This window comes from Catellatospora sp. IY07-71, from assembly GCF_018326265.1.
Classification (GTDB): Bacteria; Actinomycetota; Actinomycetes; order Mycobacteriales; family Micromonosporaceae; genus Catellatospora.
On record NZ_AP023360.1, the window covers coordinates 1,504,584 to 1,528,232 of the forward strand.

Consider the following 23,649-nt stretch of genomic DNA (forward strand, 5'->3'; position numbering starts at 1 on the left):
ATGACGATCATCTACGAGGCCGACCGCCGCTACGCCCATCACCTGGCCACCCTGCTGGGTGAGGCGGTGGTGGTGGAGTCGGCGCAGGCGCTGGTCGAGCAGGTGAACACCGACCGGGACGAGCAGCTGGTGCTGTTCGGCCCGGGTGCGCCGCTCGCCGACGCGGTGGAGTTCGCCGGCCAGTGCCGCCTGCGCCGTCCGGAACTCGGGGTGATCCTGCTCCGGCCGGAGCTCGACGTGCAGGTGCTGGCCGACGCGCTCAAGGCGGGCGTGCGCGAGGTGGTGGACCCGTCCGACCACGCCGCGCTGCTCGCCGCGAGCGCCCGATCCCGGGACCTGTCCCGGCAGCTCGTGCAGAAGCAGGCCCGGCCCACCGGCCGGGCCGCGGTGCCGGGCGGCCCGGCGCCGTCCCCCGCCGGCTTCGAGGAGGCGGCGGAGGCCCAGGTCATCACGGTCTTCTCGGCCAAGGGCGGCTGCGGGAAGAGCACCGTCGCCACCAACCTGGCGATCACCCTGGCGCAGGGCAACAAGGCGACGGGGGGCCGCCGGGTCTGCCTGATCGACCTGGACCTGGCCTTCGGCGACGTCGCCATCATGCTGCAGCTCTCGCCGCAGCGGACCATCGTCGACGCCGTCCCGGTCGCCGACCGGATCGACGAGACCGGCCTGCGCACCCTGCTGACCCGCTACGAGCCGGGCCCCGGGGTGTCGGTGGACGTGCTGCTGGCCCCGGTGCAGCCGGCCCAGGCCGAGGAGGTGACCCGGGACCTGATCACCGAGGTCATCCATCTCGCCCGCGGCATGTACGACTTCGTGGTGATCGACACCGCGAGCGCGTTCACCGAGCAGATGCTGGCCGCGCTGGACGCCACCCACCACTACGTCCTGGTGGCCACGCCGGAGCTGCCGTCCCTCAAGAACCTGCGGGTCACGCTCGACATGTTCGACCTGCTCGACTACCGGCGCGAAGCCCGCACCGTCGTGCTGAACCGTGCGGACTCCAAGGTCGGGCTGTCGATGACCGAGATCGAGAAGGTCATCCGGGTGCCGATCGTCGGCTTCGTGCCGAGCAGCCGCGACGTGCCGCTGTCGGCCAACCGGGGCGTGCCGCTCGCCGCCGGGCAGCCGCAGCACCCGGTCAGCGGCGCGATCCGCGAGCTGGCCGAGAAGCGGTTCCTGGGCACCGCCCCCGTCAAGCGCGGGATCTTCGCACGGAAGAAGGGCTGACACCGATGTCACTGCAGGACCGACTCGGCCGGCGCACCCCCGCCCCGGCGAGCCCGGGTGTGCTCAGCGAGCGCCTCGGCAGCGTGAACGAGGCCTCCGGCGCGGCCGCAGGCATGCCCGTCGCGGGCTCCCACACCATGCCCGTCTCCGCGGTGCCGGTCAGCGCGATCCAGTTCGGCCGGCGCAACACCCGGCGGGCGTACGACCCGCTCGCGGCCGTACGCAAGCGCGCGCACCAGGCGCTGCTGGAGCTGCTCGGGCCGCAGCTCTACGACACCGTCTCGGACGACGCCGAGCTGGAGCGCCGGGTGCGCGAGAGCCTGCCCGAGGTGCTCTCGCGCGAGGAGGCCAACCTCACCGCCGGTGACCGGACCACGGCCTACCGCCAGATCCTCGACGAGATCCTGGGGCACGGTCCGATCGAGCCGCTGCTGCGCGACCCCGAGGTCACCGAGATCATGGTGAACGCCTGGGACCGCATCTACGTCGAGCGGTTCGGCCACATCCACGCCGTGGACGCGGCGTTCATGGACGAGACGCACCTGCGCCGGGTCATCGACAAGATCGTTTCCCGGGTCGGGCGCCGCATCGACGAGTCGTCCCCCATGGTCGACGCCCGCCTGCCCGACGGCAGCCGGGTCAACGCGGTGGTGCCCCCGATCGCGCTCGACGGCGCCGCGCTGACCGTGCGCAAGTTCGCCGCCGACCCGTTCACCGTCGAGGACCTGATCAGCTTCGGCACCATGTCGCAGCGCGTCGCCGACCTGCTGCGCGCCTGCGTGCAGGGCCGGCTGGACATCCTGATCTCCGGCGGCACCGGCACCGGCAAGACCACGCTGCTCAACGTGGTCTCCTCGTTCCTGCCCGGGGACGAGCGCATCATCACCATCGAGGACTCCGCTGAGCTGCGGCTGGCCCAGGAGCACGTGCTGCGCCTGGAGTACCGCCCGCCGAACGTCGAGGGCCGGGGCGAGGTGACCATCCGCGACCTGGTGCGCAACGCGCTGCGCATGCGCCCGGACCGCATCGTGGTCGGCGAGGTCCGCGACGGTGCCGCGCTCGACATGCTCCAGGCGATGAACACCGGCCACGACGGCTCGCTGACCACCGTGCACGCCAACTCGCCGCGCGACTCGGTCGCCCGGCTCGAGACGATGGTGCTGATGGCGGGCATGGACCTGCCGATACGCGCGGTCCGTGAGCAGATCGCGAGCGCGGTGGACATCATCGTCCAGCTGTCCCGGCTGCGCGACGGCTCGCGCCGGATCACACACATCACCGAGGTCACCGGGATGGAGGGCGACGTGCTCACCATGCAGGACCTGTACACCTTCGACTTCCGCGCGGGCCAGGACCAGTTCGGCCGTCACCAGGGCGCGCTGGTCAGCACCGGGCTGCGGCCGCGTTTCGTGGACCAGCTCGCCGACCACGGCATCACCATCGCCCCCGAGCTCTACGGCAGGGGCATCTGATGCGCCGGATGCTGACCGTGCTGCCCGCCGCGGCAGCCGCCCTGCTGCTGGGCGTGGGCGCCCCGGCCGTCGCGGCCGAGCCCGCGCTGACCGTGTCCGGGCTGCGCCGGGAGGCCGGCCTGGTGGAGTTCTACCTGTCCGCGATCGACCTGCCGGCGGGCCGGTCCCTGGGCCAGGTGAGCGTGTCCGCGGACGGCCAGGACCTGCGGGTCGCCGCGCAGCAGGTGGTCGCGACGGCCACCGCCGCGACGCCACGCCGCGGGGTGGTGCTGGTCCTCGACACGTCGGGATCCATGGCCGGCGAGCCGATCAAGGCGGCCCAGGAGGCCGCCCGCGGTTTCCTGCGCACCGTGCCCGCCGACGTGGAGATCGGCGTGATCACCGCCGGCGCCCCGGCTGCCGTGCTCCAGAAGGCGACCAAGGACCGTGCCGCCGCGCTGCGAGCGGTGGACGGGCTGGCGACCAAGGGAGAGACCGCCCTCTACGACGGCGTCCGGCTGGCCTCGGTGATGCTCGGCGGCGGAAAGTGGGGGCAGCGCCGGATCGTCGCGCTGTCCGACGGCGCCGACACCGCGTCCACCTCGAACCTGGCCGCGGTGCAGAAGGCCGTTGGCACGATCCCCGTCGACACCATCGCCTTCAAGACCCCGGACACGACCGCGAACGTGCTGGCCGGACTGGCCACGGGCACCGGCGGCACGGCGCGTACGGCCGCCGACGCGGCCGCGCTCAGCGCTGCGTTCGCCGAGGCATCCGGCTCGTTCAGTGCCAACCTGCTGGTGCGCGTCGACGTCCCGGCGGCGATGTCGGGCCGTCAGACGCGGCTCGCGGTGACCGCCGGGGGCGTGACCACGGAGGTGCCGGTCACCTTCGCGGTCGACACCAGGGCGGCCGGCCCGCTGGTGGGCACGCCCGCCGCACCGCCCGCTCCGTGGTGGCTGTGGGCGGTGGCCGGACTCGTGTTCCTGGCGCTGCTCGGGGTGGCCCTGGTGGTGGTGACCCCGGTCATGTCCGCGTCGGAGCGGCGCCGCCGGCTGGCGCAGGTGGAGCAGTTCACCATGCCGGTCCGCCGCGGCACACCGGCCGACGCCAACAGCCAGGTCACTGCCGCCGCACTGGCGCTGTCGGAGCAGGTCGTCAAGTCGGCCAACGCCGAGGGGCGGCTGGCGCTGCAGCTGGACCGGGCGGGTATGCGGCTGCGCCCGCACGAGTGGCTGCTGCTGCGCGCCGCGGTGTGCCTGGCCGTCGCGCTGCTGTGCGGCCTGCTGCTGGGACCCGTGCCTGGAGTGCTGCTGGGGCCGGTGTTCGGCTGGGCGCTGACCGCCCTCTACCACCGCAATCGGGCGGCGAGGCGGGTCTCGGCGTTCCGTGACCTGCTGCCCGACGCCCTGCAGTTGGTGGTCGGCTCGCTGCGGTCCGGCTTCTCGCTGACGCAGGCCGTGGAGGCGATGTCCCGGGAGCTGCCGAACCCGATCGCCGCGGAGTTCGGCCGGGCGCTCGGCGAGACCCGGCTGGGTGTCGACATCGAGGACGCCCTGGACCGTGTCGCCGTGCGGATGCGCAGCCGGGAGCTCGCCTGGGCGGTCGTGGCGGTCCGGGTGCAGCGCGAGGTCGGCGGCAATCTCGCCGAGGTGCTGACCACCACGGTCGAGTCCATGCGGGAGCGTGAGGCGCTCTACCGCGAGGTCCGGTCGCTTTCGGCCGAGGGGCGGCTCAGCGCGTGGGTGCTGCTGGGGCTGCCGATCGGGCTGGCGCTGTTCATGATCATTCTGCGTGGGGACTACATCCGCCCGCTGTACACCCATCCGCTCGGCATCCTGATGAGCATCGTCGGGGTCGTCCTGGTCTCGGTCGGCGGCTTCTGGCTGTCCCGGATGATCCGAATCGAGGTGTGACCGTGAACCAGCAGATCCTCCTCAACGTCGGGGTCGGCGCGATCTTCCTGGCAATCCTGGTCGCCGTGGTCACGCTGGCCTCGGCGAGCGTGGGCCGCTCCGGCGTGGCCAGGGCCCTGGAGACCATCGACACCGTGTACGCCCCCGGCAGCGCGGCGGTCGCCGAGGAGAGCCTCGGCGACCGGCTCAAGCCCGCCGCGCGGCAGGTCTCCGCGCTCGGCCGGCTGCTGACCCCTCGGGGCGCGGCGGCGCGGCTGCAGGTCTGGCTCGACCTGGCGGGCAACCCGGTGGCGTGGCCGCCGGAGCGGATCATGGAAATGCAGGGTCTCTCGCTGCTGCTCTTCGCCTTCGTGGGCGGCGCGTTCGGCTTCGCCTTCGACTTCGGCGGGGCGAACCTCGCGCTCACCGTGGTGCTGGCCGGCGCGGTCGGGTTCTGGGTGCCGTTCATCGTGGTCTATGACCAGGCCCTGCGCCGCCAGCAGGAGATCCGCCGCCAGCTGCCGGACGCGCTCGACCTGCTCACGCTCTCCGTGGAGGCGGGTCTGGGCTTCGACTCGGCGCTCGTGCAGGTGGCCCAGACGATGCCGGGTGCGCTCTCCCGGGAGTTCGCGCGGGTGCTGCAGGAGATGCAGATGGGACGGCGCCGCGCCGAGGCGCTGCGCGACCTGGCCGCGCGGACCAGCGTGCCCGAGCTGAAGACCATTGCGACCTCGCTGGTGCAGGCCGGTGAGCTGGGTATCCCGATCGCGGGCGTGCTGCGCGAGCAGGCCCGGCAGATGCGGATCAAGCGTCGCCAGCGCGCCGAGGAGCAGGCCCGCAAGCTTCCCGTGAAGATCATTTTCCCGCTGATCCTCTGCCTGTTCCCGGCGGTGTTCATCGTGGTGATCGGACCGGGCGCCGTGAAGATCGTCGAGAACTTCGCAGCCCGCTGACACGGCTGAGCGAAGCTCCGTTCGCGCTGCTCTCCGGCAACGTGAACGGAGCTTCGGCGTATCCGGGCCGAAGTCAGATCAGGTACAGCCGGGCCGCGGCCTGCAGGGCCTGGGTCCGGTTGTGCACGCCGAGCTTGTCGTAGAGCCGGGCGACGTACGTGCGCACCGTCGACTCGGTCAGCCGCATGCGCGACGCGATCGCGGCCAGGCTGCCGCCGTCGTGCAACTGCCGCAGGATCTGCTCCTCCCGCGGGCTCAGCGTGGTGGAGCGGGTGCGCCGGCGGGCCATCGCCTCGGCCAGGTTCGGCGCGGTGAACGAAGCCGGGGCCACCGCCGCATGCCGCACCGCGGACAGCAGCAGCTCGACCGGCGCGGTGCGCGGCAGGTATGCCGAGAGCCCGGCCTGCAATGCCTGCAGCAGCAGGCCGTCCTCGGCGGGACCGGTCAGCACCAGCCCCAGCTGCGGGCGCTGCGTGCGCAGCTCGGCCGCGAGCTGGAGGCCACCCTGGCCCGGAATGGACGCGTCGATGGTGACCACGTCCGGATCCAGGTCGCTGATGAGGTTGATCGTCTCCTCGCCGGTCGCGGCCTGGCCCACCAGGTCGATATCGGGATGGGACGCGCAGGCGGCGCTATACCCGAGGCGCACCAGCGTGACGGGGTCGACCGCGACAAGCTTGACCGACAAGGGACGCTCCTTGTGACGCTGGGGACACTCTTGTCCTACACAGCGCCGCCGCCCCCGTCGGTGTCACTGTCATGTCACCGAACTCAGCCGTTCGGGTTCCATGATTCGTCAGATCAGGCGTAGTTGCTGGTCACGGGGTCGGCGTGGAGCCTGGTCGCCGAGCTGCTCGAGCAGGCCCGCGTCGACCGGCGCCAGGAACGGCGTGGGGCGGCAGTCGCGCTCGCTGCCATAGCGGACGCGCCGCGCGGCGTGGCTCAGGTAGAGCCGCCGCTGCGCCCGGGTCAGCCCGACGAAGAACAGCCGCCGCTCCTCGGCGACCTCGGCCTCGGTCGGCGCCGAGCCGGGCAGCCGCAGCGGCAGCAGCCCGTCCTCGCACCCGGCCAGGAACACGACCGGGAACTCCAGGCCCTTCGCGGCATGCAGGGTGAGCAGGGTGACCGCCTCGGCCCGCGGGTCGAGCGCGTCGACCTCCGCGCCGGTGGCCACCTCGCCCAGGAACCGCTGCAGGTCCTGCCCGCAGCGCAGGGCCAGCGGGGTGAGCAGGTCGACCGCGGCCCAGACCTCGTCCGGCTCGGGCGAGCCGCCGCCCAGCGCCGGGCGCTCGATGAGCACCTTCGCGGTCAGCTTCAGCCGGGCCGCGACCGAGCCGGTCAGCCCGTTCGCCAGGCGCAGCTCCGCGAGCAGCGTGTTCACCCCGGCCCGGCTGCGCAGCCGGTCGTGCGAGCGCTTCTGCACCGGCACCCCGGCCCGGGACAGCGCGTCCACGATCGCTGCGGCCTGCGCGTCGGTGCGGTAGAGCACCGCGATGTCGGAGAAGGACACCGTCGTGCCGGTCACCCCGCGTACGTCCGCGCGGGTGCGGTGGGACACGCCGCCGACCAGCTCGTCGACCTTGCGGGCGATGAACGCCGCCTCGTCGGCCGGGCTGCTCGCCGGGTAGACGCCGATCAGCGGCGCCTCCAGGTCCACCTTGGCCGGGTCGAGCCGCCGCCCCGGCACCAGCGAGCTGGGCGCGATGGCCTGCGTCGCGGCGGCCAGGATCGGCGCCGACGAGCGGTAGTTGCGGGTCAGGCGCACCACCCGGGCGTCGACGAAGTCGCGGGAGAACTGCAGGAAGAACGAGACGTCGGCGCCCCGGAACGAGTAGATCGCCTGGTCCGGGTCGCCGATCGCGCACAGGTTGCCGTCGCTGGGCACCAGCAGCCGCAGCAGCGCGTACTGGTCGGCGTCCACGTCCTGGTATTCGTCGACGAACACCCACGGCCAGCGCGAGCGCAGCTTGTCCGCCAGCGACGGCTGCGCCTTGAGCAGCGCGACCAGGCGCGGGATCAGCTCGTCCAGCGCGACCCCCTCGCCGCCCGGCTCGTCGGTCACCACCAGGTCGGGCTCCTGCTCGCGCAGCACCGACAGCGCCAGCGAGTGGAACGTGGCCACGGTGACGTCCTCGGCGACCGGACCGAGCAGCCCGCCCAGCCGGTGCCGCAGCTCCTCGGCGGCCCGCCGGGTGAACGTGATGGCCAGGCAGTCCTCGGGGTAGACGTTCATCTCGGCGCACAGGTACGCCAGGCGGTGGGTCAGCGTGCGGGTCTTGCCCGTGCCCGGCCCGGCCACGATCAGCAGCGGGCCGCCCGGCGCGGACGCGGCCACCCGCTGCATCGCGTCGAGGCGGTCCAGCAGGCCGGTGCCGACCTCCTCCATCCCGGCGAGCATCGGCTCGAACGGCTCGTGCGGCGAGGGCGGCGGCGGCAGCGGCGGCGCGGAGACCGGCTTGGTACGGCGTACCGCCGGCTTGCTCGGAGCTGCCTTCGGCGCACGCGGCTTGCGCGGTGCGGCGGGCGCGACCGGCGCGGGCAGGTCGAACAGGGTGTCCGCGGCGGCGGCGGGGCGCAGCTCCGCCGGCTCGAACAGGCGGATCACGCCGTACTCGCCGTCGTAGCCGGGCACCCGGGTCACCCGGCCCGCGCGCAGGCGGCGCAGGGCCTCGCCCAGCAGCTCGCCGCCGGCGGCGGTCACCTCGTCCAGCGGGGCGTCCATGAGGATGTCCAGCTCCGAGCCCAGCGCCGCGACCAGGGCGTTCACCCTGCCCTCGACGGTGCGGGTCTTCGGGCCGACGCCCTCCAGCTCGCCGACGATCTCCGGCAGCTGCACCAGGTGGGTGACCGGGCGGGCGTTCGGCGCGGTAGCGCCCTCGGGCCGGTCGGCCAGCGCCTCGACCCGGGCCAGCACGCCGATGGTCAGCGGCCGGTGGCACACCGGGCAGATCCCGCCGGTGGCCTTCGACTGGGCCGGGGTCCAGTTCACGCCGCAGTCGCGGTGCCCGTCCCCGTGGTACTTGCCCTCCTCCGGGAAGAACTCGATCGTTCCGGCCAGGCCCGGCGCGCCCGCCAGCGCGGCCTTGAGCGCGTGGTAGTCCAGCGCGCAGTCGAAGCGGGTGGCCTCCCTGGCCAGCGCCTGCGGCGAGTGGGCGTCGGAGTTCGAGACCAGGGCGTATCCGTCCAGGCTGGACACCCGGTGGTTCATCGCCGGGTCGCTGGACAGGCCGGTCTCCACGGCCGTGATGTGCCCGGCCAGGTCGGCGTAGCAGTCGGCGATCGCGTCGAAGCCCGACTTGGAGCCCAGCGCCGAGAACCACGGCGTCCAGATGTGCGCCGGGACCAGGTACGCGTCCGGGCTCGCGTCCAGGGTGATCTCCAGCAGGTCCCGCGAGTCCAGGCCGAGGATCGGCCGGCCGTCGCCGGCCAGGTTGCCGACCCGGCCCAGCCGGTCGCGGAAGCGCTGCGCGGCCTCCAGGTCGGGCAGGTAGATCAGGTGGTGCACCTTGCGCGTGCGGTCGCCGCGCTTGTAGATCGTGGAGATCTCCGCGCTGAGCATGAACCGGGCGGGCTCGCCCGCGGCCAGCCGGGCGGGCAGCCGCTGCGCCACATCCCGCTCCGCCTCGGGGGACAGCCGGTACAGGCCCGGCTCGGCCTCGCGCAGCTGCTCGCGCAGGTGCTCGTACCAGGCCGGGTGGGTGACGTCGCCGGTGCCGAGCAGTGCCACGCCCTTGCGCCGTGCCCACCACGCCAGCGTGGGCAGTTCGAGGTCCTTGCTGCACGCACGCGAATACCGCGAGTGGATATGCAGATCAGCGGTCCAGACGGGGGGCACGTCGCATCCTGACACGCGTAGCGGGTCCATTGGCAACCGCCACGCGCTTCAGTGAGAGTTCTTACCTCACCCGGCACCGCGCCCGCACGAGGCCGCGCAGGTCAGGCCTCGGAACGCAGCTCGATCAGGGTGATGTCCGGCGGCGCCCCGACCCGCACCGGCGGGCCCCAGAAGCCGGCCCCGTTGGTGACGTACACCTGCGTGCCGTCCACCTCGCCGAGCCCGGAGATCACCGGCTGCTGCAGCCCGGCGAGCAGGTTGAACGGCACCATCTGCCCGCCGTGCGTGTGTCCCGACAGTTGCAGGTCGACGCCGTGCTTCGCCGCCTCGAACGCCTGGATCGGCTGGTGCGCGAGCAGCACCACGGGCTTGGCCGGGTCGCGGCCGTCCAGCGCCTTGCCGAAGTCCGGCCCGCCCTCGCCCAGGTCACCGCCGCTGAGGTCGTTGACGCCGGCCAGGGTCAGGCCGCGGATCTCCAGCCGCTCGTTCTGCAGCGGCCGCATGCCGAGCCGGTCCACCTCGACCAGCCACTCCTCGGCACCGGAGAAGTACTCGTGGTTGCCGGTGACGAAGTAGGCCCCGTCGCGGGAGCTCAGCTCACGCAGCGGCGCCGCCTCGTCGGCCAGCTCGGCGACGCTGCCGTCGACCAGGTCGCCGACCACCGCGATGAGGTCGGCGTTCATGCCGTTGATCGAGCGCACGATGCGGCGGCTGTGCTCGACGCCGGTCAGCGGGCCCAGATGGATGTCGCTGACCAGGGCGATCTTGTAGCCGTCCAGGCTGCGTGGCAGCTTCGCGAGCGGGATCTGCACCCGCTTGAGCACCGGGTCGCCGAGCGCGGTCTTGACGCCGTAGCCGGTGATGCCGGTGGCGGTCAGCCCGGCGAAGATCGCCGCACTCCGCGCGAGCAGCAGCCGCCGCGAGGGGTCCACCGGCCCGGTGCCCTGCCTCGGTGCGCCGGTGCTTGATCCGCCGACCGGCCCGGCGTCGGGGCCGTCCGAGGCCCCGTCATCGCTCGTAGGCCCGGCGGGTTCGGTGCTCCCGGCCGCCGGTTGCGCGGCCGCTCCGGGCAGGCCCGGCTCGGCCAGCGCGGTGCGCACGGCCCCGACCGGGGCAGGCGCGGGCTCAGAGGTGGCCAGGCCCGCCTCGTCGACCGCCACCCGCGCCGGGCGGCGGGCCCAGGTGCGGTTGGCGATCAGCCGGGGGATCTCCAGCACCAGCAGGATGACCAGCAGGTAGAACAGCACGGCCAGCCACATGTAGCCGACCAGGGGGATGATCCAGGAGGCCTTCGCGCCGATCACCCGGGGCACGATGAACGCCGCCAGCAGCGCCACCGCCAGCGCGATGATCGCGGCCGTGCCGATCCGGCGCCCGCGCCGCGTGGTGGTGGTGTCCTTGACCAGCCGCTTCCACAGGTACCAGTGGATCGGGCCGACCACGACCAGCACCATGCTGAGGAACAGCACTGCTTGCAGCACGGGGTGTCCTTTCACCCGCCGGCGAAGGGCGGAAGCACGTCCACGGTCGCGCCGGACGGAATGGGCGCGCGGCGGTCGTGCCAGGCTAGCCCGTCAACCAGAAAGCTGGCTGAAAGGAGCACCCGCCCCAGCCGGTCCCCGTGCGCCGTGCTCAGCTCCTTGACCAACTGAGTGAGGTCGAGCCCCGCGGGCAGCCGCTCCTCGCCGACCCCGGCGGCGGCGCGCGCGCCCGCGTAGTAGCGGATCGTGATCACGTTCATCCCCCGATGGCGGACATGGGCCGGGTGGGCTGCAGGAAGCGCGGGTTGTCGATGCCGTGGCCGGGCATCTTGCCCCACATCGCCTCGCGCCAGCGCTGCGCGATCTCCTCGTCGCCGGCACCGCCGCGCAGCAGCCCGCGCAGGTCGGTCTCGCCCCGGGCGAACAGGCAGTTGCGCACCTGGCCGTCGGCGGTCAGCCGGGTCCGGTCGCAGTCGCCGCAGAACGGCCGGGTGACCGACGCGATCACGCCGACCTTCGCCGGACCGCCGTCGACCAGCCACGTCTCGGCTGGTGCGCCGCCCCGCTCGGCGGGGTCGGGGGTGAGGTCGAATTCGGTGGTCAGCGAGGCCAGGATCTCGTCCGCGGTGACCATGCGGTCACGGCTCCACCCGTGCTGGGCGTCGAGCGGCATCTGCTCGATGAAACGCAGCTCGTACCCGTGCTTGAGGGCGAAGCGCAGCAGCGCGGGGGCCTCGTCGTCGTTCACGTCGCGCAGCAGCACCGCGTTGAGCTTCACCGGGGTCAGCCCGGCCGCGGCCGCGCCGGACAGCCCGTCGATCACGTCCTGGAAGCGGCGGCGCAGCGCGATCGCGGCGAAGCGCTCCGGGTCGATGGTGTCCAGCGAGACGTTGACCCGGTCCAGCCCGGCGTCGCGCAGCGGCACGGCGAGGCGGGCCAGCCCGATGCCGTTGGTGGTGATCGAGAGCCGGGGCCGGGGCGACAGCGCCGCCGAGCCGGCCACGATGTCCACGATGCCGGGGCGCAGCAGCGGCTCGCCGCCGGTGAAGCGCACCTCCTCGACCCCGAGCCGGGTCACCGCGATGGTGATCAGCCGGAGCACCTCGCCGTCGGTGAGGATCTCGGCCTTGGGCAGCCAGGGCAGGCCTTCGGGGGGCATACAGTACGAACAGCGCAGGTTGCACCGATCCGTCAGCGAGACCCGCAGATCGACGGCGCGACGGCCGTAGCGGTCGATCAGTCCAGGGTGCGCGGAGGTCACCTGACGAACCTACCGCGCCGTCAAGGGCATGCGCGCTCCCTGGTCACCTGGCAGGATCCCGGCCGTGTTGCCGACCCTCCTGCGGCTCGGCAGTTTCGGGGAAACTGCACCCACCGGGCCTCCGGAAGCCGCACTTTCCCTGAAACTGCGGCCCGCACGGGCATCGGGACGGGGTGGGCGGGTCAGGCGGTGAGGGGGAGGCAGGCGCTGGTGGTGTCGCGGACGCCGGGGGCGAAGGCGGCGCCGAACAGGGCCGTGTGCAGCAGGTACATGGAGAGCTGGTGCAGCGGGACGCGGTTGTGCCAGCCGTCGGCGGGCGGCCACGCCTCGGCGTAAGCCGACAGGATCCGCTCCAGGTGCGGCGCCCCGCCCCACAGGCGCAGGTACGCCAGGTCGGTCTCGCGGTGGCCGCCGTGCGCGGCCGGGTCAACCAGCCAGCAGCGCCCATCGGCACCCCACAGCAGGTTGCCGGTCCACAGGTCGCCGTGGATGCGCGCGGGCCCCTCGTCGCCGCCCACCCGGTCCAGGCCCGCGATGACCCGCTCGACGCGAGCGACGTCGTCCCGCTCCAGCGCGCCCCGGTCCATGGAGAGCCGCAGGTACGCGGTCAGCCGCCGCTCGGCGTACCACTCGTGCCACGGCCCCGGACCGGGCGTGTTGTCCATCTGCGCGGAGCCGTGGAACCCGGCCCAGTCCGCCCCGAACGCGGGCGCCCCGGCCCGGTGCAGGCCGGCGAGGGCGCGGCCGAACTCCTCGGCGGCCCGGGCCGACGGCTGTCCGTGCTCGATCCAGGCCATGCCGAGCAGGTCCGGCGTGTCGACCAGCACCTCGGGCACGGCGACGGTGCCGGTCTCGGCGAGCCAGCGCAGCCCGTGCGCCTCGGCGGCGAAGAACCCGTCAGGGGCCCGCCCACCGGTCTCGGGCCACGACTTCGTGAAGATCGACTCGCCGTCGTCGAAGGTCAGCCGGCTGGTGTGGCAGATCGACCCGCCGTCGACCGGCGTCTCCCGGATGCGCTGGTGGTGCAGGAACGTCGGCAGCAGGTGCGGGTGCGCACGCAGGTAGGCCAGATCCACGGCTCCCATTCTGAGCCGCGCGGGCCGCAGAGGTTAAGAAGGGCACCTTCTACTACGAAAAACGATAAGAAGGTGCCCTTCCTTTCAGGGCCAGGGGTGGATGGAGTGGGGTGGGACGGCGCGGTCCAGGGCGTCGGTGAGCAGGTGGGCCAGGGAGTATGCCGGGTCGGCGTGCAGGGCGCGGTCGAGGGCGGCGCGGGCGAGCACGCCGTTGCCGGCACGCCAGGCGGACCAGGCCAGCAGGCTGGCAGGCGGGGCGGCGAGGGCCGGCTCGGCGCGGCGGGTGAGGTCCAGCCACAGGTCGTGCTGCCAGCCGGCGGCGTCGGTGCGCTGCCAGGCGTGGTCACGGCAGCGCAGGTCGTGCAGCAGCACGGTGAGCCAGGCGGCGGCGTCGTCGTCCAGGCGGCCGCCGGTCTCGGCCAGGTCCAGCGCCGTCTCGACGGCGGCCTCCCCGGCGGTGACCAGGGCCGCGTCGCCGCCGTCGGCGAGCAGGGCGGCCAGGCGCTGCTCGGCGCGGTCGACGGCCTGGGTCATGGCGGCCGCGGCGAGGCCGCCGACCGGCTCCACCTGGCGCTCGACGGCGTCCCGGTCCGGCAGGGCGACCAGGCCCTCGTACGTGGCCATCGCCGCCGCGGCGGTGGCGCTCGGGTCGAACCGGGCGCCCTCCGGCGGGGTGCACCGGTCGCACTGCAGGCAGTGGTAACGGTCGCCGTCCTGCAGCAGCACCTCGCGGACGTGGTAGCCCCGCGCGTCGAGCGCGTCGGCGGCGTGCCTGGTCGCGGCGCCCGCCCCGGGGTCGGGCCCGTAGCCGAGGAGCACGACCGAGCCGACCGCGTCCGGGCCCCGGCCCGCCGCGCGCAGCACCTGCGCGAAGCGGCGTACCGTCTCGGTGCGGGGCCCGGCGACGTCGGCGCGGGCCGCGACGACGATGCGGTCGCCGCGCAGTCCCATCACGACGATGCTGTCGGCTGGATGGAAACCGAGCAGGTAGGGCGCGTATCCGAGCAGGTCGGCCCGCTCGGTGAGGCTGTAGGCGGGGGTGTCCGTGGTCATGCGGGCAGCCTCGCCGCCGCGGCCGCCCGAGAACAGCGATGATCGTTTACCTGTGGACGACACGCCGGTCCGTCCACAGGGTCGGGGGAGGTGCGATGAGCGCGTACGCCGCGCTGGTGCTGGCCGGAGGCGCGGGCCGCCGGATGGGCGATCCCGCCAAACCGCTGCTGCCCGTGGGCGGGGTGCCGATGCTGCGGCGCGTGCTCGCCGCAGTCGCCGCCGCCCGTCCGCTGATCGTGGTGGGCCCGCCGGAACTGGCCTCCGAGCTGCCCGTACACGCGGTGCTGACGCGCGAGGAGCCGCCGGGCGGCGGCCCGGTCGCCGCCCTCGCCGCAGGCGTCGCACACCTGCCCGCACAGGGTTTGGTCCTGGTCACCGCAGCGGACCTGCCCTTCCTCACCGCGTCCGCGATCGACGCCCTCGCCGCCCGCCTCACCTCGCCCGGCGTGGCGCTGTTCGTCGACCGTGAGGGGAGGCGCCAGCACCTGTGTGCGCTGTGGCGCGTCAGCGCGCTGCGGGCCGCGCTGCCGGCCGACCCGCGCGGGGCGTCGATGCGGAGGCTGCTGGACGGCGTGGAAGTGGCGCAGGTCGCCTGGGCCGGGGACGGCCCGCCGCCGTGGTACGACTGCGACACCCCGGACGAGCTGGCGCGGGCCGAACGCGCCGGGCGCGAGTATCGAAGCGTCGCCGGTCGCGGCGACGACGAGGACGAGGAGGCACGGCCGTGAGCGTCGACCTGCATGACTTCACCGAGGCGGCATGCGCGGAGCTGGGAGTGCCCCGCGCCGACGTGGACGTCACGCTGATCCTGGACCTGGCCCGTGACGTCGCGCACAACACCGTACGGCCGGGCGCCCCGGTCGGGGCGTTCCTGCTCGGCCTGGCGGTCGGCCGGGGTGGTGACCCGGCCGAGCTGGCCGCCCGACTGAGCGCGCTCGCGCAGCGTATGGGCACCGCCGAACCGTCCTGACCGGTCGCCCGCCATCGACGCTGATCGGCGCGTAACCGGCTTCTCGCGTCAAAAGGCCGACTACGCGAACAGTATTCCGGTCGGTAATGTCTCGGTGACGGAGGAACGTGGTTTGTCCACAGGCATCCCGGGGGATGAGCCAGGTTCGACGAGGAGGCGTGCCGATGTCGGAACTGTCGAACCCGGGCCTGGCGGAAGCCGGGCTGCTGGACGAGCCCACCACCGCGGACCTGCATGCGAAGGTCGCCGAGGCGTGGCGTGACTTCGCGCGGGCGCTGGCCGGGGTGCTGCCCGCGCTGCCCGTCGGCGCCGAGCTGGAGCTGGCGCTCGACCCGACCGCCTCCGGCACCGGCTCGGCGGTGTACGGGGTGAGCGTGGAGCACCTCGCCGACGGCACCCTGCAGGCGCGCGCGGTCAGCAACGCGAATCTGCCCGAGGGCTTCCGGCTGGAGCGGCCCGCGATCGCCGCGATGGTCGCGCTGGGCTGGTCGCCGCCCGGCGTGGTGGCCGGCTCGCGGGAGAACTTCGGCATGACCGGCGCGCCGGACGCGCTGGCCGGGATCATCACCCGCACGCTGCGCGACGTGTACGGCGCGCCGCACCCGGCGTTCCTCGTCTACGAGGCGCACGACCAGGAGGAGGAGCCGGTCGCCGTCGAGCCGCTGGCCACCGCCCGGCACGAGTCCATGGTGGACGCGTTCCTGCCGTCCATCGACTCCCTGGACGCCAGCGGGCTGGACCTGGCCGACCGGGTGCGCATCGTGGTGTCCGCGATGCTGAAGACCGACCCGGACGCGCTGCAGGTGGACGGCGACGGCGACATCGGCATCCGGGCCGGGTCGGCGATGGTGTTCGTCCGGGTGCGCGACGAGCCGCCGCTGATCGACGTGTTCTCGCCGGTGCTGACCGACATCGAGCCGGGCGAGAAGCTGTTCGTGAAGCTGTCCGAGCTGACCAACCGGATGCCGATCGGCCGGCTCTACTGCACCTCGGGCACCGTGTGGGCCTCGATCCCGGTGTTCGGCCGCGACTTCCAGGCCAGCCACCTGGCGCTGGCGATCCAGGTGATGACCGGCCTGGCCGACGAGCTGGACGACCGGCTGCACGGCGAGTTCGGCGGCAAGCGCTTCTTCGGCGAGGGCGACAAGCCCGCGATCACCCCGCCGTCCGAGACCCGCATCGGCCAGTACCTCTGACCTCTGCCTTGTTGTGAACGAAGCTCTCGCCGCGTTGTCCCAACAGCGTGGCGGGAGCTTCGTTCATGGGTTGATTAGAGCAGCACCCGCGCCAGGGCCGGGCCGGGGGCCGCCAGCGGGGTCGCCACGGCGACCGTGTCGCCGACGACCCAGAGGGTGTCGCCGACCACCAGGGAACGCCGCGGATAGCTGAGCTCGGCCCGGCTCACCTCGCCGATCTTCTCCAGGCGGTCGTCGCCCACCCGGTAGACCAGCGCGCCCGCCCGCTGCCCGCCGTCGTACGCCATGTACGGCACGACCAGCATCCGGGTGTCCGGCCAGTACAGGAACGCGTGCGGGTCCTGCTCGGCCTCGCTCCAGCCGTGCGGGATCTTCTGCTGGTCGAGGCGCCTAGGGTCGGCCCCGCCGACGTCGAACAGCGACACCTGCAGGCCGGTGGTCCTGCCCTGCTCGGTGGCGTCCTGCCCGACGCCGAGCAGCCGCCCGCCGTCCAGCGGGTGCAGGTAGCTGCTGAAACCCGGGATCTTCAGCTCACCGGTGAGGCGTGGGTGTGCCGGGTCGCGCAGGTCCACCGCGTAGAGCGGGTCGGTCTGCCGGAAGGTCACCACGTAGCCGGTGGGCCCGAGGAAGCGCACCGCGTAGATGCGCTCGCCCTTGCCCAGCCCGCCCAGCTTGCCGAGCTGCCGCAGCTGCCCGCCGTCGCGGCGCAGCGTGTACACGGTGGACTCGCTGCTCGGCTGGCCGCCCCACGGCTGACCCGTGGTGGTGGCGGCCCGCAGCACCCCGTCGTGCTCGCTGAGCGAGTACTGGTTGAGCAGCCAGCCCGGCACGCTGCCGGAGGCGGCGAAGACCGGCCGCGGCCCGGTCACGTCGAACATGTACAGCTCGGTGCGGCCGAGTGCCTGGTCGCCGCGCCAGCGCTCGTCGTGGGCCAGGTAGAGGTGCGGGCCGCTGCCGTAGACGGTGTTCGCGTCGGCCAGCACGCCCACCGGCGCGCCGTCGCCGAGCGACCGCCCGGCCGCGAGGTCGAAGCTGAGCACGGTCACCGTGGCGGTGCCGCTGAACCGGTCCGGCCGGCTGACGTCGCCGCAGTCCAGCCGCCCGGCGACCCCTTCACTGGTGTACGCGGGCAGCCACTTCTCCAGCGGCGCCTGGTCGATCAGCTTCCGGTTGGCGGCGATGCGCTCGGAGTCGGTGAGCTTGTCGCGCCACGGGAAGTCGATGAGCGGGTGCGAGGTCACCACGACCCGCGCGACCCCGCCGACCATCCGCGCGTCGGTCAGCTCGGCGCCGATCTCGTAGGAGCCGGTGACCTTCGGCACGCCGGTCAGGTCCACCTGGCGCACCCGGGTGGCGGACATGCCGGGCCGCATGCGGGCGCTGTCGACCAGCCCTCGCGTCGCCGGGAGACCCCAGCTCGCGGTCAGCACCAGCGCCCGGTCACCCTGCAGGAGGAGCTGGTGCGAGCCGGGTCCCAGGTGCAGCGAGCCGGTCGCCTGCCGGGAGGCCGCGTCGATGACCCGCAGCGTCTCACCGAGCACGGTCACGATGCGGCGGCCGTCGGTCTTGACGATGTCCGGCTCGTCGACCCCGGCCTCGTGGGTGTTCGTGCCGGAGTACGCGGGAGCGGCCTTGTCGTACAGCGCTTGCGGGCCCCCTGCCGCCCGCATCGCGCTGTCCGCGGCCAAGAAGCGGCCGCCCTGATAGAAGCCCCAGGGCTGCACCGCCTGCTTGGCGGCGGCGCGGACCGACTTGAGCAGCTCCTCGCACGAGTCATAGGCCACCAGCCGGAACTCGGGGGCGGGCACTGGAGCCGGGTCCTTGGCCGATTGCGGCGGCTCGTCGGTCACCGTGCAGCCCGCCAGGAGCAGCAGCGCCGCCAGACACAGCACAGTTCGTCTCATGCCCGTCTTCGACGCGCTGGCGGGCGGTCCGGCTCCCGCCGCGCCCGTTCGCTCGTGGGACGGGCTCAGTCGACCAGCCGGGAGAGCACGATCATGCTGCGGGTGCTGGTGATGAAGGGCTCCGCGCGCAGCCGCTCCAGCGCCTGCTCCAGGTGGGCGATGTCGGCCGCGCGCAGGTGCACCAGCGCGTCGGCCTCCCCGGAGACGGTGTACGCCCCGACCACCTCCGGGTGGCGGCGGGTGGCCTGCGTGATCTGCGCCGGAGTGGTGCGGCCGGTGCAGAACAGCTCGACGAAGGCCTCGGTGCCGCCGCCCACCGCCGCCGGGTCCACGACGGCGGTGAAGCCCTTGATGACGCCGCCGGAACGCAGCCGGTCGACCCGCCGCTTGACCGCCGGAGCGGACAGCGACACCACCGAGCCGATCTCGGCGTACGTGGTGCGCGCGTCGCTCAGGAGCGCGGCGATGATCCGCTGGTCAACGTCGTCCAACTGCACTACCCGAGGGTAGCGAGGTCGCTGATCAGCACGTTCGACAGGATGGGGCCGTCCTTCTCGACCTTGCGCAGGTACCACTTCTGCTGCGGCGAGCGGTTCTGGTTGAACTGCCAGTTGCCGCGCGGGCTGATCACCTGGCCGACGCTGGACAGCAGCGAGTTGATCCGCTGCGCGGTGATGGTGCCGTCCCCGGCCAGGGTGAGCGCCTGGTCCAGCACCGCCGCCGCGTCGTAGGCGGCGACCGCGAACGCCGTGGGCGTGCGCTGGTACTTCGCCTGGAACAGCGACGAGAAGGAGTGGTTGGCCACGTTGTTCAGGTCCGCGGAGTACTGCATCGCGGTGTAGAGGCCGCGGCCGCCGTCGCCGAGCGCGTCCAGGGCGACGCCCTCGGCCACCACGCCGGGGGCGTACAGCGGCAGGCCGGCGAGGGCGCTGCCGCCGGCGTTCCGGAGCGCGTCCTTGAAGGCGTCGAGGTGCGTGCTGGGCAGGTTGCAGAAGATCGCCCGCGGGTTCTGGTTCTTGATCTGGCCGGCGGCCGCGGCGAACTCGGCCGCGGTCGGCTTGATGCCGGCGCGCACCGTGATCGGCTCCTGGAAGCCGGTGCCGTAGACCTGCTGGAAGCCGTTGAACAGCTCGGCGGTCGAGCTGCTGCTGACGCCGATCAGGCTGACCCGGCTGCCGCCCATCCGGCGGCGCAGGTAGAGCGCGATGGCGCGGGCGGGCTCGTCGCTGAGGAAGGCGGTGCGCCAGATGAAGTTGGAGCTGGGCATGCCGGCCGGGGTCGCGTGCGCGGCCAGCAGCGGGACCTTCGACTCCTCGACCTTGTCGCGGACGGCGGGCAGCAGGTCGGGGTTGGCCACCCCGGCGACGGCGAGCACGTGCTGGTCGAGCAGCCGGCCCAGGGCGTCGCCGCCGGACTTGGGGGTCTCGCCCTCGTCCTCGACGATCACCTGCACCGGGCGGGAGCCGAGCATGCCGCCGTGCAGGTCGAGGTAGAGCCGGAAGCCGAGCTCGAGGTCGGCGCCGATGGCCTTGTTGGCTCCGGTGGCGGGGACGAGCAGACCGATGCTGACGCCGCTCCGGCTGGTCGGCGTCGAGGTGCTGCCGCAGGCAGCGAGCCCGCCGGTCGCGCCGGCGACACCGACACCGGTCAGCAGACGAAGCAGCCTGCGACGGTCAAGGCCGTCCAATGTGTCCTCCAGAGTGGCATCGGCCGGACGCGAATTTCGCGACCCGTCCGTCAGGGGTGACGCCGAACGATGTGGGCACGTGCTCCTTTGACCCACTGTGGCGTTCTACCGTGTCCTGGGACTCTCGTCAATGATCAACATTGTCGCTTGTCTCGGGATCTAGGATGGGTGGGTTCGCCGCCTGAGGAGGTCCGCCGTGAGCCAGCAGCAGCCCGACGAGAAGAGCGTAGTGGTCGTCGGCCCGGACGGCCGTCCCATCGGCACCGTTGAGGTGACCGCGGACGGCGCCACCGGTCGCGAGGACGACCCGAGCCGCCTCATCGAGCAGCCCGCCAAGGTGATGCGCATCGGCAGCATGATCAAGCAGCTGCTGGAGGAGGTGCGGGCCGCGCCCCTGGACGAAGCGGGCCGGCAGCGCCTCGTGGAGATCCACCGCCGCTCCGTGGACGAGCTGGAGGACGGCCTCTCCCCCGAGCTGCGCGACGAGCTGGAGCGCATCTCCGTGCGGTTCACCGAGGGCACCACCCCGTCGGAGGCCGAGCTGCGGATCGCGCAGGCCCAGCTGGTCGGCTGGCTGGAGGGCCTGTTCCACGGCATCCAGGCCGCGCTGGTCGCGCAGCAGATGGCCGCGCGCATGCAGCTGGAGCAGATGCGCAACATGCCCGCCCTGCCGCCGGGCGCGCACCCGGAGCCGGGCAAGACCACCAGCACCGGCCAGTACCTCTGACGTCACGCGAGGCGCCCTTCCCGCCCACCGGGCAGGAAGGGCGCGTCCGTCTCAGCCCTCGCGTTTGAGCAGGCTGTCCAGGTAGACGGCGACGCCGTCGCGGTCGTTGGATAGGGTGACCTCGTCGGCCAGGGCGAGCACCTCGGGGTGGGCGTTGGCCACCGCGACCCGGTGCCCCGCCCAGAGGAACATCGGGATGTCGTTCGGCATGTCCCCGAAGACCAGCACGTCCGCGGGGTCGATGCCCAGCTCCGCCGCGACCACGGACAGGCCGGTGGCCTTGTCCACGCCGGGCGGGGTCACCTCCACCCAGCCCAGACCCGAATGGGTGAACGCGGCCGTCTCCGGCGGCACCAGCTCACGCGCGGTACGCAGCAGCGTGTCCGCGTCGGTGTCGTCGGTCTTCACGAACGCCTTGATCACGTCGTAGCAGAGCGACTCCTCGCGCGGCCGGGTCACCAGGTCGTCCGGGTACGGCCAGTCGGTGACGTCGTCGCCCCACAGCGGCGCCCGCTGCGCGTCGAGCACCTCGACCAGCAGCTTCACCCGTCCCAGCCGGGCCTCCAGCGCCGCGACCAGGCCGGCGACCACCGTGCCGGGCAGCCGCGCGTCGCGCAGCACCCGGGGCGCGGACGGGTCGCGCAGGTCCATCACCCGCCCGCCGCCGCCGAGCACCAGCAGATCGGCGTGCGGCAGGTCGATCCGGCTCAGCTCCTCCAGCCGCGGGCCGCGGCCGGTCGCCCCCACGATCGGGATGCCCGCCGCGCGCACCCGGTCGAAGACCGCGTGGGTGAACCCGCTGACGGTCTCGTCGGACCGGACGACCGTGCCGTCCAGGTCCGTCGCGACCAGCTTGGGCAGGCGGAGCGGCCGCAGCTCGTCGCTGCGCGGCTCCGCCTGCCGTACGACGTCCCGCTCCGGCACCTCGGTGTGCCCCGAACCCCCGTGGTCGGGCACGCCGGTCAGGCTCCGGCCTTGACGGGCTCCAGCACGTCGCGGCCGCCCACGAAGGGCTGCAGCGCCTTGGGCACCCGGACCGAGCCGTCCGCCTGCTGGTGCTGCTCCAGGAGCGCGACCATCATGCGGGTGGTGGCCAGGGTGCCGTTGAGCGTCGCGGCGATGTGGGTCCGGCCCTCGCCGTCGCGGTGCCGGGTGTTCAGCCGCCGGGCCTGGAACGTGGTGCAGTTCGAGGTCGAGGTGACCTCCATGTACCGGTTCTGGGTGGGCAGCCAGGCCTCGCAGTCGAACTTGCGCGCCGCCGACGAGCCGAGGTCGCCCGCGGCCACGTCGATCACCCGGTACGCCAGCTCCAGCTTGCCGAGCATCTCCTCCTCCCACGCCAGCAGGCGCAGGTGCTCCTCGGCGGCCTGCTCGGCGGGGCAGTACGAGAACATCTCGACCTTGTCGAACTGGTGCACCCGGATGATGCCGCGGGTGTCCTTGCCGTACGAGCCCGCCTCCCGGCGGAAGCAGCTCGACCACCCGGCGTAGCGCAGCGGCCCGGCGTTCAGATTGAGGATCTCGTCCTTGTGGTACGCCGCGAGCGGCACCTCGCTCGTGCCGACCAGGTAGAGGTCGTCGGCGGGCAGGTGGTAGACCTCGGCGGCGTGCGAGCCCAGGAAACCGGTGCCCTCCATCGACTCCGGCTTGACCAGCACCGGCGGGATGACCGGGGTGAACCCGGCCTCGACCGCCTGCCACAGGCCCATCTGGAGCAGGCCGAGCTGGAGCAGCGCGCCCACGCCGGTGAGGTAGTAGAAGCGGGCGCCCGACACCTTCGCGCCGCGCTCGGTGTCGATCGCCCCGAGCAGCTCGCCCAGCTCCAGGTGATCGCGCGGCGAGTCCAGCACGGGGCGCTCGCCGACCTCGCGCAGCACGACGTAGTCGTCCTCGCCGCCGCCGGGCGCGCCCTCCTGCACCACGTTCGCGATGGCGAACTGCGCGTTGCGCAGGGCCGTCTCGGCCTCGTTCACCGCGGCCTCGGCCGCCTTCACCGCGGCCGACAGGTCCTTGGTGCGGGCCAGCAGCGCGGCCTTCTCGTCCCCGGCCGCCTTGGGCATCAGCTTGCCGAGCTGCTTCTGCTCCGCGCGCAGCGCCTCGAAGGACGCCACCGCCGACCGCCGGGACTCGTCGGCGCGCAGCAGGTCGTCGACGGCGTCGACGGAATCGCCGCGCAGCCGCTGGCTTGCTCGTACGGTGTCGGGGTCCTCACGGAGCAGACGCAGATCAATCACGTCGAAAAGCGTACCGGCCCGCGTTCGGAGCTTCGCGTCAGTATTGCCGTCGGGTTCTGCGCGTGGTGTCGTCGTGCGGCTCCGGTGCGCCGGGCAGTCTGTCGATCAACGGTTGCGCCACTTGAGCGGCGAGATGGTGAGAGCCGCCTCGGCGATCGACTTCGCCGTCTCCGTGCGTAGCGCATTCCGCGACGAGATGATCCACCCCTCGACCGCGGCGTTTCCGGCCATCCGATACTCCACGGCCTGCAGGAGGCATTCGAGCTTGTCGGCATCATGCGCGCAGACGGCTTCGGCTGTCTCCTGAGACTCGTACTCGGCCACCGCCTCGCGAACGGTCTTGGCGGCACGGTCCGGCAAAGCTGCGGTCTGATCAGCGGTGATCTTCTGGGGATCCGGCTTACTGAGGTATGCCCGCGCCGTATGCGGCAGATCCCCGGTCCGGGTCTCTTGCGAGTCGTGCCAGATCGCCATCATCGCCGCTCGCGCGGGATCGGCACCCTCCTCAGCGGCGATCAGTGAGGCAAGCTGCGCGACCCGGAGGCTGTGCTCGGCGACCGACTCCGGGTCGCGGATGCCCGCGTGCCACCATCCTGCGCGACGCATGGATTTGAGCACCCCCAGCTCGAAGGCAAGTTGCGCCAAACCCGCCGCCTTCGCTTCGTCAGCCGCATGTGCCGGGGCAGCGTCGTCCACGTT

The 23,649-nt window shown here is 73.0% G+C and carries 21 protein-coding genes; 8 read left to right on the forward strand and 13 right to left on the reverse strand.

Annotated elements, in window-relative coordinates:
• Genes CS0771_RS06900 through CS0771_RS06915 form a run of 4 tightly spaced genes read left to right on the forward strand, consistent with a single transcriptional unit; the run spans position 1 to position 5,526 of the window.
• Positions 1 to 1,227: a P-loop NTPase gene (locus tag CS0771_RS06900; protein WP_212840265.1), complete on the forward strand. Its 1,227-nt coding sequence runs from the start codon at positions 1 to 3 to the stop codon at positions 1,225 to 1,227.
• Positions 1,228 to 1,232: 5 nt separating this feature from the next.
• Positions 1,233 to 2,699, forward strand: a complete 1,467-nt coding sequence (locus CS0771_RS06905; protein ID WP_244870649.1) for a CpaF family protein — start codon at positions 1,233 to 1,235, stop codon at positions 2,697 to 2,699.
• On the forward strand, positions 2,699 to 4,594 hold the full coding sequence (locus CS0771_RS06910; RefSeq protein ID WP_212840266.1) for a type II secretion system F family protein: 1,896 nt from the start codon (positions 2,699 to 2,701) through the stop codon (positions 4,592 to 4,594). The genes CS0771_RS06905 and CS0771_RS06910 overlap by 1 nt, the downstream gene beginning before the upstream one ends.
• A 2-nt stretch (positions 4,595 to 4,596) precedes the next feature.
• Positions 4,597 to 5,526, forward strand: a complete 930-nt coding sequence (locus CS0771_RS06915) for a type II secretion system F family protein (protein ID WP_212840267.1) — start codon at positions 4,597 to 4,599, stop codon at positions 5,524 to 5,526.
• Positions 5,527 to 5,599: 73 nt separating this feature from the next.
• Here CS0771_RS06915 and CS0771_RS06920 read toward each other — a convergent pair whose 3' ends face one another.
• From CS0771_RS06920 to CS0771_RS06950, 7 genes are all read right to left on the reverse strand, one after another.
• Positions 5,600 to 6,214 (reverse strand): response regulator transcription factor, encoded by a 615-nt coding sequence (locus tag CS0771_RS06920; protein ID WP_203752867.1) that lies wholly within the window; start codon positions 6,212 to 6,214, stop codon positions 5,600 to 5,602.
• 108 nt (positions 6,215 to 6,322) lie between these two features.
• Positions 6,323 to 9,391, reverse strand: coding sequence for a UvrD-helicase domain-containing protein (locus CS0771_RS06925; RefSeq protein WP_212840268.1), 3,069 nt, complete (start codon positions 9,389 to 9,391; stop codon positions 6,323 to 6,325).
• Between the two features lie 71 nt (positions 9,392 to 9,462).
• Positions 9,463 to 10,815: a metallophosphoesterase gene (locus CS0771_RS06930; RefSeq protein ID WP_212845663.1), complete on the reverse strand. Its 1,353-nt coding sequence runs from the start codon at positions 10,813 to 10,815 to the stop codon at positions 9,463 to 9,465.
• 38 nt (positions 10,816 to 10,853) lie between these two features.
• Positions 10,854 to 11,102 carry a MoaD/ThiS family protein gene (locus CS0771_RS06935; protein ID WP_203752863.1) on the reverse strand — a complete coding sequence of 83 codons (249 nt, stop codon included), beginning with the start codon at positions 11,100 to 11,102 and terminating at the stop codon, positions 10,854 to 10,856.
• The gene (gene moaA, locus CS0771_RS06940; RefSeq protein ID WP_212840269.1) at positions 11,099 to 12,103 is read right to left on the reverse strand and encodes a GTP 3',8-cyclase MoaA; all 1,005 of its coding nucleotides are present in this window, start codon (positions 12,101 to 12,103) and stop codon (positions 11,099 to 11,101) included. Before moaA ends, CS0771_RS06935 begins: the two co-directional genes overlap by 4 nt.
• Positions 12,104 to 12,285: 182 nt before the next feature.
• Positions 12,286 to 13,179, reverse strand: coding sequence for a fructosamine kinase family protein (locus CS0771_RS06945; RefSeq protein WP_212840270.1), 894 nt, complete (start codon positions 13,177 to 13,179; stop codon positions 12,286 to 12,288).
• A gap of 84 nt (positions 13,180 to 13,263) precedes the next feature.
• On the reverse strand, positions 13,264 to 14,232 hold the full coding sequence (locus CS0771_RS06950; RefSeq protein ID WP_212840271.1) for a DUF4192 domain-containing protein: 969 nt from the start codon (positions 14,230 to 14,232) through the stop codon (positions 13,264 to 13,266).
• Positions 14,233 to 14,327: 95 nt separating this feature from the next.
• On the opposite strand from CS0771_RS06950, the gene CS0771_RS06955 reads away from it, so the two are divergent.
• The 3 genes from CS0771_RS06955 to CS0771_RS06965 all read left to right on the forward strand — a co-directional run bounded on the left by CS0771_RS06955 (position 14,328) and on the right by CS0771_RS06965 (position 16,398).
• Entirely contained in the window at positions 14,328 to 14,960 is a 633-nt protein-coding gene (locus tag CS0771_RS06955; protein ID WP_212840272.1) for a molybdenum cofactor guanylyltransferase, read from the forward strand.
• Positions 14,957 to 15,202: a DUF6457 domain-containing protein gene (locus CS0771_RS06960; RefSeq protein WP_212840273.1), complete on the forward strand. Its 246-nt coding sequence runs from the start codon at positions 14,957 to 14,959 to the stop codon at positions 15,200 to 15,202. Before CS0771_RS06955 ends, CS0771_RS06960 begins: the two co-directional genes overlap by 4 nt.
• A gap of 164 nt (positions 15,203 to 15,366) precedes the next feature.
• Positions 15,367 to 16,398, forward strand: a complete 1,032-nt coding sequence (locus CS0771_RS06965; protein ID WP_212840274.1) for a hypothetical protein — start codon at positions 15,367 to 15,369, stop codon at positions 16,396 to 16,398.
• A 74-nt stretch (positions 16,399 to 16,472) separates the two neighbouring features.
• On the opposite strand, the gene CS0771_RS06970 is transcribed toward CS0771_RS06965, so the two are convergent.
• The 3 genes from CS0771_RS06970 to CS0771_RS06980 all read right to left on the reverse strand — a co-directional run bounded on the left by CS0771_RS06970 (position 16,473) and on the right by CS0771_RS06980 (position 19,989).
• Positions 16,473 to 18,302, reverse strand: a complete 1,830-nt coding sequence (locus tag CS0771_RS06970) for a beta-propeller domain-containing protein (protein ID WP_212840275.1) — start codon at positions 18,300 to 18,302, stop codon at positions 16,473 to 16,475.
• 65 nt (positions 18,303 to 18,367) lie between these two features.
• The gene (locus tag CS0771_RS06975) at positions 18,368 to 18,799 is read right to left on the reverse strand and encodes an Lrp/AsnC family transcriptional regulator (RefSeq protein WP_203752834.1); all 432 of its coding nucleotides are present in this window, start codon (positions 18,797 to 18,799) and stop codon (positions 18,368 to 18,370) included.
• A complete protein-coding gene (locus tag CS0771_RS06980) occupies positions 18,799 to 19,989 on the reverse strand; it encodes an ABC transporter substrate-binding protein (RefSeq protein WP_212840276.1) in 1,191 nt (396 codons plus the stop codon). The genes CS0771_RS06975 and CS0771_RS06980 overlap by 1 nt, the downstream gene beginning before the upstream one ends.
• 196 nt (positions 19,990 to 20,185) lie before the next feature.
• On the opposite strand from CS0771_RS06980, the gene CS0771_RS06985 reads away from it, so the two are divergent.
• Positions 20,186 to 20,716: a bacterial proteasome activator family protein gene (locus CS0771_RS06985; protein WP_305834494.1), complete on the forward strand. Its 531-nt coding sequence runs from the start codon at positions 20,186 to 20,188 to the stop codon at positions 20,714 to 20,716.
• A gap of 51 nt (positions 20,717 to 20,767) precedes the next feature.
• Here CS0771_RS06985 and CS0771_RS06990 read toward each other — a convergent pair whose 3' ends face one another.
• The 3 genes from CS0771_RS06990 to CS0771_RS07000 all read right to left on the reverse strand — a co-directional run bounded on the left by CS0771_RS06990 (position 20,768) and on the right by CS0771_RS07000 (position 23,646).
• Positions 20,768 to 21,592, reverse strand: coding sequence for an HAD family hydrolase (locus CS0771_RS06990; protein WP_212845665.1), 825 nt, complete (start codon positions 21,590 to 21,592; stop codon positions 20,768 to 20,770).
• A gap of 86 nt (positions 21,593 to 21,678) precedes the next feature.
• The gene (serS, locus tag CS0771_RS06995) at positions 21,679 to 22,950 is read right to left on the reverse strand and encodes a serine--tRNA ligase (protein ID WP_212840277.1); all 1,272 of its coding nucleotides are present in this window, start codon (positions 22,948 to 22,950) and stop codon (positions 21,679 to 21,681) included.
• A 105-nt stretch (positions 22,951 to 23,055) separates the two neighbouring features.
• Positions 23,056 to 23,646: an HD family hydrolase gene (locus tag CS0771_RS07000; protein ID WP_305834495.1), complete on the reverse strand. Its 591-nt coding sequence runs from the start codon at positions 23,644 to 23,646 to the stop codon at positions 23,056 to 23,058.
• Positions 23,647 to 23,649 lie beyond the last annotated feature (3 nt).

Excerpts from the sequence above, each read along its gene's own strand:
- CS0771_RS06900 (WP_212840265.1), top strand. The coding sequence starts at position 1 with ATGACGATCATCTACGAGGCCGACCGCCGCTACGCCCATCACCTGGCC.
- CS0771_RS06905 (WP_244870649.1), top strand. The coding sequence starts at position 1,233 with ATGTCACTGCAGGACCGACTCGGCCGGCGCACCCCCGCCCCGGCGAGC.
- CS0771_RS06910 (WP_212840266.1), top strand. The coding sequence starts at position 2,699 with ATGCGCCGGATGCTGACCGTGCTGCCCGCCGCGGCAGCCGCCCTGCTG.
- CS0771_RS06925 (WP_212840268.1), bottom strand. The coding sequence starts at position 9,391 with ATGGACCCGCTACGCGTGTCAGGATGCGACGTGCCCCCCGTCTGGACC.
- CS0771_RS06930 (WP_212845663.1), bottom strand. The coding sequence starts at position 10,815 with ATGGTGCTGGTCGTGGTCGGCCCGATCCACTGGTACCTGTGGAAGCGG.
- CS0771_RS06935 (WP_203752863.1), bottom strand. The coding sequence starts at position 11,102 with ATGAACGTGATCACGATCCGCTACTACGCGGGCGCGCGCGCCGCCGCC.
- CS0771_RS06950 (WP_212840271.1), bottom strand. The coding sequence starts at position 14,232 with ATGACCACGGACACCCCCGCCTACAGCCTCACCGAGCGGGCCGACCTG.
- CS0771_RS06955 (WP_212840272.1), top strand. The coding sequence starts at position 14,328 with ATGAGCGCGTACGCCGCGCTGGTGCTGGCCGGAGGCGCGGGCCGCCGG.
- CS0771_RS06965 (WP_212840274.1), top strand. The coding sequence starts at position 15,367 with ATGTCGGAACTGTCGAACCCGGGCCTGGCGGAAGCCGGGCTGCTGGAC.
- CS0771_RS06970 (WP_212840275.1), bottom strand. The coding sequence starts at position 18,302 with ATGAGACGAACTGTGCTGTGTCTGGCGGCGCTGCTGCTCCTGGCGGGC.